This is a genomic window from Dyella sp. AD56 (genome assembly GCF_002878475.1).
In the GTDB taxonomy this organism is placed as follows: Bacteria; Pseudomonadota; Gammaproteobacteria; order Xanthomonadales; family Rhodanobacteraceae; genus Dyella.
The window spans coordinates 17,715-36,177 of sequence record NZ_NRDP01000018.1 but is presented as its reverse complement, the minus strand read 5'-3'; the positions used below and the strand labels follow the sequence as shown (position 1 = coordinate 36,177).

Here is an 18,463-nt window from a genome sequence, read left to right as displayed (position 1 = left end):
GCCTGGCCGCTGACCCCCAACGGAAAACTGGACCGCAGTGCGTTGCCGACGCCGGAAGCAGATGCGCTGATCCGCGAAGCCTATGTGGCGCCGATGGGTGAGGTGGAAGAAGCGCTGTCGCAGCTATGGAGTGAGTTGCTGGGCGTGGATCGTGTCGGTCGACACGATCACTTCTTTGCCTTGGGCGGACACTCGTTGCTGGCCGTGCGGTTGCAAGCGCGGGTGCAGGAGCGCTTTGGCATAGAGCTGGCGCTGCGCGATGTCTTTGCCGAACCGACCCTGGCAGGTCAGGCCCAACGCATCGATGCGAGCAACGATGCCCGTCTGCCGGCACTGGTGCCGACGGCGCGGGAAGGGCGGTTGCCGTTGTCGTGGTCGCAGCAGCGACTCTGGTTCCTGGATCGGCTGGATGCCGCGGCCGGTGCGGCTTACCACGTGGCGGCGGGCTTGCGGTTGCGCGGGCGGCTCGACGAGGTGGCATTGGAGCGGGCGCTGAGCCGGATCGTGGAGCGCCATGAGGCGCTGCGGACACGGTTCGTAGAGATCGACGGTGAACCAGCGCAGCAGATCGAGACCGGGTCGGACTTCAACTTGCGCCGGGTGGACCTGTCCACGCTGGAGATGCCGGCCCGAGAAGCCGCACGGGAGGAGCAGGCGCGGGAGGAGGCGCAGGAACGCTTCGATTTGTCACGCGGCCCGCTGATTCGTGGGCGCCTCTTGCGTCTGGGGCCGAATGAGCACGTGCTGCTGGTGACGCAACACCATATCGTGTCGGACGGCTGGTCGCTGGGCGTGCTGGTGGAAGAGTTGCGCGTGTTGTATGGAGCCTACGCGCAGGGCTTGAGCGATCCGCTGCCTGCACTGCCGGTGCAGTACGCGGACTATGCGGTGTGGCAACGCGGCTGGCTGACGGGAGAGCGGTGGGAGACGCAATCGCGATACTGGCGAGAGCAGTTGCGAGGAGCGCCGGAGCTGCTGAGCTTGCCGGTGGATCGGCCGCGACCGGCGGTGCAGAGTTACGCCGGTCGCACCCATGCATTGCATCTCGATGCCGTGTTGACCGGGCGACTGCGTGCGTTGTCGCAGGCGCAGGATGCAACGCTGTACATGACGTTGCTGGCTGGCTGGAGTGCACTGCTGTCGCGCTTGAGCGGTCAGGCCGAGATAGTCATCGGTACGCCTGTGGCCAATCGGTCGCGTGTGGAGCTGGAAGGGCTGATCGGGTTTTTCGTCAATACGCTGGCGTTGCGCGTGCGTACGCCCGGCGAGATGACGGTGTCATCGCTCATGTCGCTTACGCGCGAAACGGCCTTGGCCGCCTATGAGCATCAGGATCTGCCATTCGATCGCGTTGTAGATGCCGTGCAGCCAAGCAGATCATTGAGCCACTCACCTATTTTCCAAAGCCTGTTTGTGCTGGACAACGTAGCCAGTGTCACGGCCATGGACCTGCCGGACTTGCGTGTCGAGTCGTTGTCGATGCCGCACACCACGACACAGTTCGATATTTCACTGTCGCTGATGGAAGTGGGCGATCACCTGGAAGGTGCGATCGAATACGCGAGCGACCTGTTCGATGCGCAGACGATCGCACGCTGGTCGGGTTATCTGGAGGTGCTGCTGCGCGCGATGACGGAAGACCCGGAACGGGCGGTGGCGACATTGCCATTGCTGACGGACGCGGAGCGGTCGCAACTGCTGGAAAGCCGTGTTGCGCCGTTGCAGGCCGAGATCGATGCGTGGACGCTGGTGGAGCGTTTCCAGGCACAGGTGTCGCGGACACCGGAAGCGATCGCACTGCGCAGTGGCCAGACGACGCTGAGCTACGCGGCCTTGAACGACGCGGCCAACCGGGTCGCGCATGCGCTGATCGAGCGCGGCGTGACACCGGACACCTGTGTGGGCCTGTGCGCGCCCCGCGGTGTGGAGCTGGTGATCGGTCTGCTGGGCATTCTGAAAGCCGGTGGCGCCTACGTTCCGCTAGACCCCAGCTATCCACGCGAGCGGGTGTGGCAGATGCTGGACGACAGTGCGCCAAGGGTGGTGGTCAGTGCGAAGGGGGCCGCCGAGCAGGTGGGCGTGGACGGTGCACGGGTGCTGGACGTCGCGGACACGTACTCGCGCACGGACACGCACGACCCAGTCGTCGCACTGCGACCGGAGCATCTGGCGTATGTCATCTACACCTCCGGTTCGACGGGCGTGCCCAAGGGCGTGGCGATCGAGCACCGCAGCATCGTGAACCTGGTGGCCTGGGCCCACGAAAACTTCGCGGTAGAAGACCTGGCATGCACGGTATGTTCGACGTCGATCAACTTCGATCTGGCGGCCTTCGAACTGTGGGTGCCGCTGACCCAGGGCGGGACCGTGGTGCTGGTGGAAGACCTGGTGCGTGCGGGCGAGCAACTGGACGGTGCGACGCTGATCAACACCGTGCCGTCAGTCCTCAAAGCGCTGCTGGATGCCGGCGGCCTGCCCACGAGCGTACGTGGTGTGAACCTGGCCGGTGAGCCGCTCAAGCGCGAGTTGGTGGAGCGCGTATTTGCACAGACCCCGGCCGCATGGGTGGCCAATCTGTATGGCCCGACGGAAACGACGACGTACTCGACCTGGCAACGGATGCCGCGGGCGAGCGGGTTTGTGCCGGGCATCGGTGTGCCGGTCGCCAACACGCGGGCGTACGTGGTGGATGAACACGGCGAGCTGGTGCCGCCCGGTGTCGTCGGCGAGTTATGGCTGGGCGGCGCTGGTGTGGCGCGGGGATACCTGCATCGCACGTCATTGACCGCCGAGCGATTCCTGGCCGATCGCTTCATCGGTGAAGGCCGGGTCTATCGAACCGGTGATCTGGTGCGGCAGCGTCCGGACGGGACGCTGGACTACCTGGGTCGCAACGACTTCCAGGTGAAGGTACGCGGCTACCGCATCGAGCTGGGCGAGATCGAGGCGGCGCTGCAGGCATGCGCGGGTGTGCGCGATGCGGTGGTGGTGGCACGCGGCGAGGCGGGTGGCGAGCGGACGCTGGTGGCGTACTGGCAGGGCGAGGAGTCGACCACCGCGACAACGTTACGTCACCACCTGCAGGGACGGTTGCCGGGATACATGGTGCCGTCGGCTTATGTACGTCTGGACGCCTGGCCGCTGACCCCCAACGGAAAACTGGACCGCAGTGCGTTGCCGACGCCGGAAGCAGATGCGCTGATCCGCGAAGCCTATGTGGCGCCGATGGGTGAGGTGGAAGAAGCGCTGTCGCAGCTATGGAGTGAGTTGCTGGGCGTGGATCGTGTCGGTCGACACGATCACTTCTTTGCCTTGGGCGGACACTCGTTGCTGGTCGTACGGCTACAGGTCATGATCGAGCAACAGCTGGGACATCGCTTGAACATAGTGGATTTGTTCATGCACACCACGGTGGCGCAGTTGGCAACGTTCATGCGAGACGGCAATCGCGGAGTAGGTCGCCTGGCGGATAGCGATCGCCGTGGGGAGCTGCGCCGCGAAGCATTGCTGCGGAGACGCGGACGCCCAATCGAATCTGAGCGTGCCACCGAACTCGAAGATTGAAAACGTGGATGCGTCCGTAGGCGCAGTCGCTATGGCTTTCTGGGGAGAATGCAAATGCAGGTGAGCGAAGGGGTAGGGACGTCGCAGCGGCCAGGCAAAGCAAAGGGCCTGGAGTGGTGGAGTACGCTGATCGGGCTCGTATCTATTGTGATCGGCATGGCCTTGTCGTCCTGGTTGTCCGGGCCGCCACAGGTGCGAGAAGGAATGGCCGCCGCTGGCACCTTCTCGGTTGACCGAGCCATGACGCATGTGCGGGAGATTGCGCAACAACCGCATCCCACCGGCACCAAAGCCAATGCACGCGTTCGCGACTATCTTGTTGCGCAGCTGCGCGCGATGGGATTCGATGTACGGGTGCAGCGCGAACTATCGCTCGGCCCATCCCAGTTCGCCTGGGTTGAAAATGTTGTCGGCGTTCTGCCAGGTGCGAACGAAGAAACGGGGAAAGCGCAAGCGGTCCTCTTGATGACTCACTACGATTCCACGCCTTGGGGGCCGGGTGCTGCCGATGATGGCGCAGGCGTGGCCAGCGTGCTGGAGGCGGCAAGAATTGCGGCGGCGTTGGACAAAGGGGTACGCAGGCACGACCTGATCGTGCTCCTGACCGACGGCGAGGAACTCGGGTTGATGGGAGCACGTGCCTTCTTCTCGCAGGATCCGCTCGCGCCGCACGTAGGCACTGTGCTGAATTTCGATGCCCGCGGCAGCCGCGGTCCCGCCCTTATGTTCCAGCCGGGGCCAGGCAGTGCCTCGCTACTGCATACGCTGGCGGATACCGCGCCTGTCGCCAACTCGTATCAGCAAGAAATCTTCAAGCGCATGCCGAACGATACTGATTTCAGCATCGCACTCGAACATGGGTTGCCGGGGCTGAACTTCGCCTTCATCGACGGCTATTTTGACTACCACTCGCCGTCCGATACCGCTGCGAACCTTGCGCCCGATTCATTGCAGCACATGGGGGACCAGGCTGTCGCAGCAATGCGCGCCGCACTGAGTGCACCCGCAGGCGTTAGGGGAGTGGACAAAGAACAGAGCTACATGAACGTCACCTCCAGAGCATTCTTTGAATATCCTGCGTGGCTTGAATCCGCAGCTCTTGCATTGGCCACCGCGTTGTTTGGATTCGCGTTGTGGCGCAGCCGTTCCACGGCGCCGCCCATCGGCGTGGTTGCGACTGCACGCGCCACGCTAGGTCTGTTGGTGACGATCTGCACCGCCATCACGATAGTGATCAGCCTCTCATCGGCACTGCATCAGGACTATTGGCCCGGTGTGATGTTGCGCGCCGTATCGGCCCGTCAGACGGAATGGTTCATCGCCTGGTGTCTGATAGCGATCGGCATAACGATGAGCCTATTGGGTGCCACACGCAAAGGCTTGCGCTGGCCATGGGCGCTCCTCGTTGTCGCCTTGGCGTCGCTGCCCATGCTCCTTGCGGGCTCGCTATTCCTTCCGGGGCTCGTGTCGGGAGCGCTCTGCTGGGTGTTGTTGCGCAAGCCATTAAGCAAGGCAGCACTCGTGCGTGGCGCCTACCTGTGGCTTCTCGTGCTGGCATGGGCGTTGGTGGTGTTCTTTCCCGGTGCGGCCAATGTCCTTGTTTGGCCACTACTGGCGTTCGCAATATCGCGTGCGATCGGAAAGTCTTTGGGGACAACTTCTCCGGGGTTATCGGAAACCTTGCTGCTGGCGTTGGCTTCGCTGTTCTCGGCCATCGTGCTGGCGGGATTGGCGCAAAGCCTCGACTTGGGCCTGGGCGCGCGACTGCCTGCGATAGGCGTCGTGCCCATGTTGCTGCTGTTCGCGTTGTCGATCCAGGCCTGGCTTGACTCGCGGTCCACCACGATCGGTTCGGCCCTGGCTGTGTTGGGCGGGATCGTGGGGGTTGTACTCGTGTTGAGCTCGCCTTTCGATGTTCGCCATCCGCAACCCAACAGTGTTTTCGTGCTGCACGATGGTATTCAACACGCCGATTGCCTCGCGACGATCGACGCGCTTGACGATGCGTGGAAGCGCGAGGCCATGGGTTCATCGGTACACGCATTGCAGCAGAACAACTACGCACCCGAAGTATGGCGAGCAACGCGCTGTGCTCCTTTGAGTGCAAAGGACGGCGCAGTAGCGCCTGCTTCCCAGATCGGTGTTCACGTGCTGGGTGTCGAGTCGCAAGGGGACATCCGTCGCCTTCACATGACGCTTCACGCGCACGGGGGCAGCGATGCGTTGGCGCTATATCTGCCTAAAGGCGTGGATGTGCGTGGTGTAGAGATCGCTGGCAAAACGATTAAAGGACTGTCCAACGGCGGTTTTGAGCAGTGGCCTCGAAGCATCCGCGGTTTTGCGCTGCCTGACGCCGACGTCGACATGGCGCTCGATATCGGCCCCGGTCCTCTGCCGGATGCTTTGCTGGCCGTGGGCCTGGATTACGGCCTGCCAGCAGGATTGACGTTGCCTCCGCGCCCTGTCGTCCTGATGCCCCAGAGCCACCCGTACTCCGATTCCACAATCACGGTGACGCGCATCCCATTGGAAGCGAGCCTCGCCGGGCCGGCGCCATGATCAGGGAAACGATCGTCCGCCATCGTGGTCCGCTCGCCCTGGCAAGCGTGCTGGCTGCGTCCGGTGCGCTGGCTTCTATCGCCTTGATCACGCAGATCGGCAGCATAGCGGGCCAGGGGCTGGGCACTCCCGGATCACAGGTGCCATTGCTGCCAGCGCTGGGCAGCCTGATTGCCATGCTCGTGTTTTCCGTTGCAGCCCAAACTTGCCAGGCGAGTTTTGGTGCGGCCGTGATATCCGACCTGCGCGCACAGCTTTCGAGGCGATTCCTGGCCTTGGACTATGCGCGGCTAATGACGTATCGCGAGCGTGTCGTAGGCGCCCTGGTGGTGGATGTCACGCGTATAGCGCAAATGTTGCTTGTGCTTCCCCAGGCGCTATTCAACTTGTTGGTGGCCGTTTTCTGCTTGATCTATCTGGCCTGGTTGTCGTTGCCACTGCTGGCGATATTGCTCGGCTTTGTGCTGGTTAGCGTCACCTGCGCACTAAGTATCCTGCACCGGACAGAGCGATTTTTCGAACGCATTCGTGCGGACGAGAATCGCCTGTTTCGATACTTTCGTGCCATTGCCGAGGCCAAGAAGGAGTTGGCGCTCAATGCAGCACGAGCGGACCATTTTTCCGAGCAGGTGTTGGGTAAAGCTATCAGGGACAATGAGCAATCCTTGCGTGTAGCCAACCGCTGGCTTGGCTACACCGAAGTCTGGAATACGGCGATCATCTATGCCGCCATCCTTGCGGTCGCCTGTGCAGGCCGCGCGTACTTCGCGCAGGACACGGGGGTAGTGGCTCGCTTCGTCATTGGTTCGTTGTTCCTTATCGGGCCCATCAGCAGCCTGATTGCAGCTATCCGCCACATCGTCGCCGGAAGAAGCAGCACCCGATACCTGAAGACGCTTGGCCCTGCCTTTGTAGACGCACCTGTCGCCCGCAGGCTTGAGGCGGGCAGGTTTTCCGGATGGTCGCGCATCTGTCTGCGCCAGGTGGAGTATCGCTATCCGGACAGCGACGGAGATTTCACTTTCGGACCGGTCGATCTGGAGATCCGCCGGGGCGAGATGGTTTTCATCGTCGGCGGTAACGGCAGCGGTAAATCTACGTTGGCGTTGTTGTTGACTGGCATGCTGGTGCCCGATCGCGGCGAAATATGTATCGATGATCACGTCCTTGAATCGGACGACATTGCCGAGTTCAGGCAGCTTTTCACTGCGGTATTTGCCGATTACTGGATATTTGAAGATCTGCTGGACAGAAAGGGACAGACTCCGCCGCAGGCAAGTGTCGACGCACTGCTGGATAAGCTTGGGTTGCACGGCAAGGTAACGGTCACCGATGGTCGGTTCAGCACACTTGATCTGTCGCAGGGACAGAAGAAGCGGCTAGCCCTGACACAAGGGTATATGGAAGACAGCAATGTCTACCTGTTCGACGAATGGGCTGCCGACCAGGATGTTGAATTCCGTCGCTATTTCTACCTGGAGCTTTTGCCGGAGCTGAAAGCGGCCGGTAAAACGCTGATTGTGATTAGCCACGACGACCGTTTTTTTGACGTCGCCGATCGGCTGGTTCGACTTGAGTATGGGCACATTGCGTCCGGCACGCCTTCTGCAGTCATGCCGGCCTCCATAAGTTTCGTACGGAACACGAAATGAGCGCCGAACAAGATTCCATCGCGGATATCCGGGGAAACGACCAGGACGCCACGATTGCCATCATCGGGATGGCTGGACGTTTTTCTGGCGCCGATGACTTGGAGGCTTTCTGGGCCAACGTGGTAGCCGGCGCCGAATCGCTACGCGACTTCGACGATAGTGAGTTGCGCGCGGCCGGCGTCTCCGAAGAAGATCTCGCCCACCCGCGATACGTGAGGCGTGGCGGTCTTCTTGACGGAATCGAAGCCTTCGATGCCGAGTTTTTTGGCATGAGCGCACTGGAAGCGCGTGCCGCGGACCCGCAGCAACGCCTTTTTCTGGAAACCGCATGGACGGCACTGGAGCACGCCGGTTATGCGCCCGATACCCATCGGTCAGCTGTTGGCGTCTATGCCGCCGCTTCGTCCAATGTCTACTTCCTGGAACGCCTGGCGCACCAAGGCGATCTGATGGAATCCATCGGCGCACTGGGCCTGTCCATCGGCAACGAAAAGGACTATCTGGCTACGCGCACAGCGTATAAGTTGGGCTTGCAGGGACCCGCAGTGACCGTTCAGACCGCATGCTCCAGCTCGCTGGTAGCCGTGCACCTGGCCTGTCAGGCCTTGTTGGCCGGCGAATGCGACATGGCGCTGGCCGGCGGAGTTTCGGTGCGCACGCTTGAGCCACGAGGGTATCGTTACGTCGCGGGAGGCATTCTGTCCTCGGATGGTCATTGCCGGCCCTTCGACGCTGACGCCAGCGGTACGGTGTCGGGAGATGGCGTGGGCGTTGTTGTGCTTAAGCCGCTGAAGCGTGCACTCGCCGACGGCGATCATATCCATGCCGTCATCCTTGGAAGCGCGGTGAACAATGACGGTCATGACAAGACCGGCTACACCGCACCCAGCGTGAAAGGTCAGGCAGCCGTGATACGCGAGGCCATGGCCGTGGCCGGTGTGAGGCCTGGCACGATCGGCTACGTCGAGGCGCACGGTACTGGTACAGCCCTGGGTGATCCGATCGAGATCACCGCCTTGCGTGAGGCGTTCGGCGATGCCGCGGCACCTTATTGCGCCTTGGGTGCGGTGAAAACCAATATCGGACATCTCGAGGCTGCCGCTGGCATCGCCGGTTTCATAAAAGCCGCGCTGGCTGTCTCGCATGGAAAACTGCCGCCCAATCCGCTTCTGCGCACGGTCAGTCCGCACATCAACATGGCCGGTAGCCCATTCTGGTTTCCCTTGGCACCTGAGCCATGGCCGCTGCGCGGCGGCGTACGCCGAGCCGGCGTTAGTTCGTTTGGCATCGGCGGCACAAACGCACATGTGATCTTGGAATCTCCCCCGCGATCACCGGCCAAGGCGCTGTCCACGCTGGCGCAGCCATGGCTGGTGTCTGCACGCACGCCAGAGGCGCTCGGTAGCGCAATGGAGGCCATGGGGCATTATCTGTCCGCATCGCGCGATGCGTTTGGCGCAGCTGCCTATACGACGCGTGCGGGTCGAAAAACGTTTCGCCACCGCTGCGCAGTGGCCGCCACAGACGCACCGATGGCGCTGAAGCTGCTGAAGCAGACGACTCCCTGCGATACGGAGTCGGTGGCGCCGCTGGTCTTCTTTTTTCCGGCGAAGATCGGTCAGCTTCCCGTGGCGATGGTTGCCGCGCTTTACGCTACGTACCCGACTTTTCGCGAAGACGTAGATGCCTGCATTTTCACTCTTGAACCGCTATTGAGCGCTGACCTGCGGTCACTGCTGTTGAGGGGCGATGCGGAGGCGCATTTGCTGGACCGCATGGACGTCGCTGAGCCCGTAGTGTTCGTTCTTTGCTACGCACTCGCGCGATTGCTGCAATCGTTTGGCCTGCAGTCGGATGCAATGATCGGACATGGTATGGGTGAGTGCGTCGCTGCATGCCTGGCGGGTGTCATGGGTCGTGACGACGCGCTTCGGTTGTTGGCCACGCGCGGCCGTCTGAAGGCCGGGTTGACGGCTGGCGCAAACCTCGCCGAGCACGGCCGCTGTCTTGAGCAGTTTGCCGCCGCAGTCAGCGGAATGACTCTGTCGCCGCCATCTCGCCGTTACGTTTCCAACCTGGACGGACAATGGATGGATCCGCAGCGGGCCGTCTCTGCCGATTACTGGGTGACGCTTCTGAGCCGGTCTGTCGGATTTCCCACGGGCTTGACTGCACTGGCTGCACTTGGCGAAGTCACGCCCGTAGATGTGGGGCCTGGCGCTGCGATGGGAGCGCTCGCATGCGCTGCTGGCGTCGCGCGCGAGGCCTTTCCAACTGCCCCCTTGCGGCTCGACGAGGCCGACCTGGGAACCCTGCGTGGCACACTTGCGGCCCTGTGGGCGCGCGGTCACCAGGTCGATTGGGATCTGGCTATTCCAGAGGCCGACCGTCGCCGTACGCCGGTACCGACCTATGTATTCGCCCGCGAAAGGCATTGGGTTGCTCCGCCGCGGCAACTCGGTCGAGCACCGGCGGACGCGCCGCCGGGTATTTCGAGCAAAGGTGATGTCCGAGGCAACTCATCCTTGCAGGTGCCTGGCTGGAAACGGATGCCCATATCTCCTGCGGACCGGCCTGCCAGGGCGCCGCAGGACGTATTGTGGTTTGCCGACCCGGCAGGTGCGGATCGCCCAGTGCTTTCATATCTTCGTACGCTTGGGTGGCATCCGATCATCGTTGAAAGCGTAACGGGAATTGCAGCGACACCCCTTCATTCCGATGGATTCGCACTGGATCCTGCGCAGCCAGACTCGATTGATGCGCTGATTGCGCAGTTGGACGCAAGTGGGAGCTTGCCATCGCGAATCGTGTATGCCTGGGCCATGAGCGCCCGCGACACAGAACCGTTCGCTGAGCGGATGTGCCTGCATGCACCCATTGCGTTGGTTCGCGCACTCGGCAAGTGTGGCAACGGTCAGCACTTTGAGATCGAGACACTGACTGTGGCGGCGCAGTCGGTTGATGGGCGTGAGCACGAAGACCCGGTACAAGCGCTCGTGGCGGGCTTCTGCAAGGTCTCGCCATTGGAGTACCCGCGAATTGCATGCCGCTGGATCGACTCGGAGGAGGCGGTCGCGGATGCCGGCATGCTTGCCGAACCTCATCTGCTGGCGATGACATTAGCCGCGGGCTTTGACGCCTCGACGCCAAGCGTTGCTTTCCGCGGGCGTCACGCGTGGGTGCCGGATATTGAAGAGATCGATGCCACGGCGGGTCCGACTTCGCTACGCGAGGATGGTCACTACCTCGTTCTAGGCGGAACAGGCGGCATTGGCCTGGCGTTCGCAGAATATCTGGTTGAACGGGTTGAGCGCCCGCGACTGAGCCTGTTTGCGCGCGCCCAGCGCATGGCCAGCGATGAACTCACACAGCAGCGCTTGGATGCACTGCGCGCCCGGGGTGCCGAGGTGCGGCTGTTTCCGGTCGACATCACTGATATCGATGCCATGCGGCACGCCGTGGCCGACGCCGTTTCCATATACGGACATGTTGATGTGGTATTGCACGCGGCAGGTGCGGCTGGAGAGGGGCTGATCCGCAACACCGATCCTGTGCGGCTTGCCCCCATAGTGGCGCCCAAGACCACCGGCTTGCGCGCTCTCGACGCAGTGCTGCCGCAGGCGCCGTCGCTTATCGTGCTGTGCTCATCGGTGAACGCACTGAAGCCCATGGCTGCCCAGGTAGGCTATTGCGCGGCGAATGCATACCTCGATGCGTATGCGCAGAAACGTTCGCGAGCTGGCAGGCGTGTGGTGTCGATCAACTGGTCACGCTGGGAAGGCATTGGCATGGCAGCGGCGCACGGCGGTGTTCCGCTGGATGCGCAGACCATTGCGGAGGCGTTTGATGCGGCCCTGACGTTTGACGGCAGGCAGCTGTTGGTTGCGCCGGGCGGCCCGGACAGCGCCGTTTCCATGGCCGCTGTCGCAGGCGACATGGCCAGGCCGCCGCTGCAACACGCGCAGATCCTCACGGGTGTGCATGCGATCTGGAACGCGCTGTTTGGCCGTGAAAAGATTGGCGACGAGGAAGACTTCTTCCTTCTCGGTGGCCATTCCTTGTTGGCGCTGCAACTCATTGCGCGCGTTCAGCGGGACTTCGGTGTCGAGCTTCCGTTGCACGCTTTGCTGAGCATGCCGACCATTGCCGGCATGACGCAGGTTGTGTGGGACGCTGTGCAAGGCAGGCAGTCCTCTGACCTTGCCCTTGCAGACCGTACGCAGCCCTTGCCCTTGTCGTGGTCACAGCAACGGCTATGGTTCCTGGATCGGCTGGATGCGTCAGCGAGTGCGGCTTACCACATCGCAGCCGGCGTGCGGTTGCGGGGGCAGTTAGAAGAAGCCGTGCTACAGCGGACGCTTGATCGCATCGTGGAACGGCACGAAGCGTTGCGCACGCGATTTGAAGAGACGCCGGCCGGTCCGGTGCAAGTCGTGCTGGAACCGTCACCCATCGCGCTGATGCGGCAGGATCTGTCCGGTGTGGCGGCCACCGAGCGCGACGCAGCACTGGAGGCAGCGTGTGCGCAGTTCGCGTCATCGGCGTTCGATCTGGCGGCGCAGCCGCCCGTGCGAGCCCTGCTGGTGCGGCTGGTCGCGGATGAACACGTGCTGGTGCTGGTGCAGCACCACATCGTGTCCGATGGCTGGTCACTGGGCGTGCTGGTACGCGAACTGGGGACGCTGTATGCAGCCTATGTCCAAGGTCAGCCGGACCCGTTGCCGACGTTGCCGGTGCAGTACGCGGACTATGCCGCCTGGCAGCGCAGTCGTCTGTCCGAGGAGACCGCCGCCGCTCAGATAGCGGCGTGGTGCAGCCACCTGCATGATGCTCCCGCACTGCTGGATCTACCGACCGATCGTCCGCGGCCCGCGATACAGAGCTACCGCGGTGGCCGGTTTCCGGTGCAGTGGGATGGGGAGCTGGTGGCACGGCTGCGGGCATTGGCGCAAACGCACGGTGTCACGCTGTACATGACGCTGCTGGCTGGCTGGAGTGCATTGTTGTCGCGCTTGAGCGGGCAGGGCGACGTGGTCATCGGTACGCCCGTGGCCAATCGGCCGCGTGTGGAGCTGGAAGGGCTGATCGGTTTTTTCGTCAACACGCTGGCGTTGCGGATGCGCATGCCCGACGAGATGACGGTGTCGTCCTTGCTTGCCCAGGCGAAAGCGGTGGTGCTGGAAAACTACGAGCGGCAGGAAGTGCCGTTCGAGCGTGTGGTGGAGGCCCTGCATCCGGCCCGGAGCCTGAGTCATAGCCCGGTGTTCCAGAGTCTGCTGAGCTTGGACAACACGCCGGAGCGGCCGTTGGTCTTGCCGGATCTGGACGTAGAGAGCTACGTCGTGGCGCACGGAGCGACGCAGTTCGACCTGACCTTGACGCTGCGCGAGAGCGACGCCGGGCTGAGCGGTGCGATCGAATACGCGAGCGACCTGTTCGATGCGCAGACGATCGCACGCTGGTCGGGTTATCTGGAGGTGCTGCTGCGCGCGATGACGGAAGACCCGGAACGGGCGGTGGCGACATTGCCATTGCTGACGGACGCGGAGCGGTCGCAACTGCTGGAAAGCCGTGTTGCGCCGTTGCAGGCCGAGATCGATGCGTGGACGCTGGTGGAGCGTTTCCATGCACAGGTGTCGCGGACACCGGAAGCGATCGCACTGCGCAGTGGCCAGACGACGCTGAGCTACGCGGCCTTGAACGACGCGGTCAACCGGGTCGCGCATGCGCTGATCGAGCGCGGCGTGACACCGGACACCTGTGTGGGCCTGTGCGCGCCCCGCGGTGTGGAGCTGGTGATCGGTCTGCTGGGCATTCTGAAAGCCGGTGGCGCCTACGTTCCGCTAGACCCCAGCTATCCACGCGAGCGGGTGTGGCAGATGCTGGACGACAGTGCGCCGAGGGTGGTGGTGAGCGCGGGCGGAGCGGCCGAGCAGGTGGGCGTGGATGGTGCACGGGTGCTGGACGTGGCGGACACGTACTCCCGTACAGACACGCACGACCCGGTCGTCGCGCTGCGACCGGAGCATCTGGCGTATGTCATCTACACCTCCGGGTCGACGGGCGTACCCAAGGGCGTGATGATTGAACATCGGCATGTCGCTGCGTTGTTCAACGCGACCGAAGCGATGTTTGCCATCGGTCCGGATGACGTGTGGACTGTGTTCCACTCTTACGCTTTCGATTTTTCGGTGTGGGAGCTGTGGGGGGCTTTGCTATATGGCGGTTGTGCGGTGCTCGTATCCTGGGAATGTGCGCGCTCACCGGGCGATTTCCTTGATTTGCTGGCAAACGAGCAAGTAACCATCCTGAGTCAGACGCCAAGTGCGTTCCGGCAGCTCATCGCAGCGGGTGCCGGCAGAAAGGTCTTGCCCGCATTGAAGGCCGTCGTTTTTGGTGGCGAAGCGCTGGATCCGCGCATGCTCAATCCGTGGATTGAAGGGCATCCTCCCGAACGGGTGGCGTTGATCAACATGTATGGCATCACTGAAATCACTGTGCATGCCACTTATCACCGCCTGCAGCGGAAGGCGATTGAAAGCGGGCACGGCAGCCCGATAGGCGAGGCATTGCCGCATCTGCAACTGCATGTGCTCGATGGAGCGGGCAGGCATGTGCCGGTGGGCGTGCCCGGCGAGCTGTATATCGGTGGAGCAAGCATCGCGCGGGGATACCTGGGTCGCGAAGCGCTGACCACGGAGCGCTTCATGCGCAATCCGTTTGGTATCGACGGTCGCCTGTATCGTACGGGTGACGTCGCCCGCCTCCGGACCGATGGCGGTTTCGACTATCTCGGACGCAACGATTTTCAGGTGAAAATTCGTGGTCATCGGATCGAGCTTGGCGACGTCGAAGCTGCACTGCGATCCGTGGCTGGCGTGCGGGATGCGGTTGTGGAGGCGCGAGGAAGCGAGCATGAGCTGCAGTTGATTGCGTACTTCGAAGCCGATGAGATCGAAACGCCTGTTGAGCTCCTGCGTGCTTCACTTATGGCGTCATTGCCGTCTTACATGGTTCCGACAGCCTTCGTAAGGGTGGAGCAGTGGCCGCTCACTCCCAGCGGCAAGTTGGATCGTAGTGCGCTGCCGGAGCCGGACAAGGATGCGCTCCTGTACCGCGCTTATCGCGCGCCGACCGGTTCGCTAGAGCACACGCTTGTTGAAATATGGGCGGAAGCCCTGCAGCTTCCGGTGGAGCGCATTGGCGTCGACGATAATTTCTTTGAGCTCGGAGGGGATTCCATTCGGAGCATCGTCGTCATCGCGGACGCGCGTCGCCGTGGCCTGGCATTTGCTGTGATCGACCTGTTTCGCCACCCCACCGTCGCTGCGCTCGCCCGTTCGCTTGAGGATGGTCCTGCTGACATGTCTGCAGCAGGCGAAGGCTGGCAGTTGGCGGATGCCCAGGTTCCGTTGGCGGAGCTTCCAGAGGGCGCGCAGGAAGGGTGGCGTGCGACGCTGCTGCAGCAAGGGATGATCTTCCATGGTGCGTTCGGCGGTAAGCAGGGCACCTACCACGACATATTCTCGTATCGCATCGCGTTGCCACAGTGGAATGAAAAGGCTATGCGCACCGCACTCGATGTCGTGGCGGCGCGCCATCCATCGCTGCGAAGCGCATTCTATCTGCACGGCGACAGCGCATTGCGGCAATACGTGCGCGCCGATGCGCGTATCGATCTGCAGTGCTTCGACCTTCGGCACCTGAGCGCCGAGAGCCAGCACGCCGTACTGCTCGACTTCATGGCCGACGAACAGGCGCGGCCATGGACAGTTGATCAGGGGCCGCTGATCGTATTTTTTGTGCATCGTCGTGGTGAGTCTGAGATTCAGCTGACCATTGGCTTTCATCACGCCATTCTCGACGGTTGGAGCGTGGCAATGATGCAGTCCGAAGTATTCACCGAGTACTTTCGCGCCTGTGGATCGAACCTTGAAGCTATGCCGCTGGCGACGGTATCGCCGATGGCAGGTGCATCGTTAGAGCTGAGTGCGCTGCAAAACCCGGCGCATGCCCGGTTCTGGGCTGGCTATCTGGCTGATGCCGAACCCACGTTGTTGCCGGATATGCCCGGCCCTTGGGCCGGCCGTGACGCGCGAAACCTGACTATTCGCGTGCCAGCGCCCGTCGCCAGGCGCCTGGCGCAGCTCGCTTCCGAGCTGAGTGTTCCATTGCGGTCGGTACTGCTCTCGGCGCACCTGCACGTCGTAGGCCTGTTGAGCGGCTCAGCTTCACCAATGACTGGCGTGGTGTACAACACACGTCCGGAAATGGCGGGCGGTGAGCGAACCCTGGGCTTGTTTCTCAACACCCTCCCGCTGCGCTTGACCAGCAGGCAGGACAGCTGGAGGAATCGGGTACGTGCGGTCTTCGAAGAGGAGAACTTGCTCGCCGAGCACCGTTATTACCCCTATTTCCGCATTTTATCCGAGCACGGACACTGCGCCCGTCTGGATGTCGTTTTTAACTACGTGCATTTTCACGCCCACGACGTCATCCGCGACGCAGTCGCGGCGGGGTTTGCGCAGATTCTTGTGAACGATGTCGAGACGATCGAGTCCACCGGGTTTGGATTGTCTACGACTTTCTCCGGTGCGGGAGAAGATCTTGCGTTGACCTTCGATGCCGATCGCACTCGCTTCGGTCATGATCAGGTGACGCGCATTGCTGATGCGTATCTTCAGGTGCTCCAGTCCATCGCCAACGATGCCGATGCAGCCTGGGAACAAACGTCTCTGCTCACGCCCACCGAACGCGATCAAGTGACGTACGCATGGAATGCGACGGACCACGCCTATCCGGAAGAGGTGATGCATGCCGGTTTTGAGCGGCATGTATCTTTGTCGCCAGACGCGGTAGCGGTGGTGTGCGGCGAAGAGCAGTGGAGTTACGCCGCATTGAACATGCGAGCGAACCGGATCGCGCACGGATTGCTGGCCGCCGGGGTGCAGGCGGGTGATCGGGTGGGCATCTGCCTGACGCGAGGCCCGTGGATGGTGGCGGCCGTGCTGGGTGTGGTGAAAGCGGGGGCGGCGTATGTGCCGATGGACCCGTCCCATCCAGCGCAGCGGCAAGCCGAGACGATTGCCGATGGCGATCCGCGCCTGGTGCTGAGCGAGCGGTCCTTGAGCGAGCTGGAGGGATTGTCGTCGGTTCCCGTGCTCTGCGTGGACGAACCGGAGGCCTGGAACGGTCACGCGACATGGAACCCGTCGTCGTCGGGGATCGGCGTAGACGCGCAGGCGCTGGCGTACGTGATCTACACCTCGGGCTCGACCGGACGACCCAAGGGCGTCATGGTCCGGCACGCGCCGGCGGTGAACCTGTTCGCCTGGGTACAGGCGACATTCGGCATGGGTCCGTCGGACCGGGTGCTGTTCACGACGTCGCTGAGTTTCGATTTGTCGGTGTACGACATCTTCGGCTTGCTGTGGAGCGGTGGCAGCGTGCACGTGGCGCGAACGGAAGAAGTTCGTGAGCCGGCGAAGCTGGTGCAATGGCTGAGCGAGGGTTCGATCACGTTCTGGGACTCCGCGCCGGCGGTGTTCGGTGCGCTGGTAAGCGCACTGAACGGGCAGGTGGTGTCGCCATCGCTGCGATTGGCGTTCTTCAGCGGTGACTGGATCGGGCTGGAGCTCCCCGACGCCGTGCGGCGCTCGTTCCCGCAGTGCGAAGTGGTCGCGCTCGGCGGTGCGACGGAAGCGACGGTGTGGTCGAACTACCATCGGGTGGGCGAGGTCGAGCGGCACTGGAAGAGCATTCCGTACGGACGTCCCATCTGGAATGCGCGTTACTACGTGCTGGACAGTCGGGGCGAGCCGAGCCCGGTGGGCGTGCCGGGCGATTTGTATATCGGCGGCGGCTGTCTGGCGGACGGTTACTGGAACCGCCCCGAGCTGACGGCGGAACGGTTCGTGGCCAGTCCGTTCATGGCGGGTGAGCGGATGTATCGGACAGGCGACCGTGCGCGGTACTGGCCGGATGGCACCATGGAGTTTCTGGGTCGCAACGACTTTCAGGTGAAGGTACGCGGCTACCGCATCGAGCTGGGCGAGATCGAGGCGGCACTGCAGGCATGCGCGGGCGTGCGCGATGCGGTGGTGGTGGCACGCGGTGAAGCGGGCGGCGAGCGGACGCTGGTGGCGTACTGGCAGGGCGAGGAGTCGACCACCGCGACAACGTTGCGCCACCACCTGCAGGGACGGTTGCCGGGATACATGGTGCCGTCGGCCTATGTACGTCTGGACGCCTGGCCGCTGACCCCCAACGGAAAACTGGACCGCAGTGCGTTGCCGGCGCCGGAAGCCGATGCGCTGATCCGCGAAGCCTATGCGGCGCCGATGGGTGAGGTGGAAGAAGCGCTGTCGCAGCTATGGAGTGAGCTGCTGGGCGTGGATCGTGTCGGTCGACACGATCACTTCTTTGCCTTGGGCGGACACTCGCTGTTGCTGGTTCAGCTATCGCTTCGTGTTCGCGATGCCTTCGCCGTCGAGGTGCCCATCGACGTGCTCATGCGCACCACCACCTTGGATGCCATGGCCAGCAGGATTGCAGAAGCACGATTCGAGACGTACCTGGGAGCCGACACAGAGACTTTGTTGCATAGCCTGGATGCGCTGTCTCGTGAGGAGCTGCTCGCGCTGCTGGCCCAAGAGGAAAAAGATGATGTGTGATTTCTAGCGCTCTAT

The 18,463-nt window shown here is 62.7% G+C and carries 4 protein-coding genes; all 4 read left to right on the top strand.

What is annotated here, in order from left to right; genetic code table 11:
- A partial coding sequence (locus DyAD56_RS23910) for a non-ribosomal peptide synthetase (protein ID WP_158241332.1) occupies window positions 1-3,564 on the top strand: 3,564 nt, incomplete at its 5' end.
- Between the two features lie 54 nt (window positions 3,565-3,618).
- On the top strand, window positions 3,619-6,123 hold the full coding sequence (locus DyAD56_RS13075) for a M28 family peptidase (RefSeq protein ID WP_158241331.1): 2,505 nt from the start codon (window positions 3,619-3,621) through the stop codon (window positions 6,121-6,123).
- A complete protein-coding gene (locus tag DyAD56_RS13070) occupies window positions 6,120-7,775 on the top strand; it encodes a cyclic peptide export ABC transporter (RefSeq protein WP_102303213.1) in 1,656 nt (551 codons plus the stop codon). The genes DyAD56_RS13075 and DyAD56_RS13070 overlap by 4 nt, the downstream gene beginning before the upstream one ends.
- On the top strand, window positions 7,772-18,448 hold the full coding sequence (locus DyAD56_RS13065) for a hybrid non-ribosomal peptide synthetase/type I polyketide synthase (RefSeq protein WP_102303212.1): 10,677 nt from the start codon (window positions 7,772-7,774) through the stop codon (window positions 18,446-18,448). The genes DyAD56_RS13070 and DyAD56_RS13065 overlap by 4 nt, the downstream gene beginning before the upstream one ends.
- Window positions 18,449-18,463: the final 15 nt, after the last annotated feature.

What these genes read in the sequence shown, in the direction of transcription:
- DyAD56_RS13075 (WP_158241331.1), top strand. Translation starts at nt 3,619, where the DNA reads ATGCAGGTGAGCGAAGGGGTAGGGACGTCGCAGCGGCCAGGCAAAGCA.
- DyAD56_RS13070 (WP_102303213.1), top strand. Translation starts at nt 6,120, where the DNA reads ATGATCAGGGAAACGATCGTCCGCCATCGTGGTCCGCTCGCCCTGGCA.
- DyAD56_RS13065 (WP_102303212.1), top strand. Translation starts at nt 7,772, where the DNA reads ATGAGCGCCGAACAAGATTCCATCGCGGATATCCGGGGAAACGACCAG.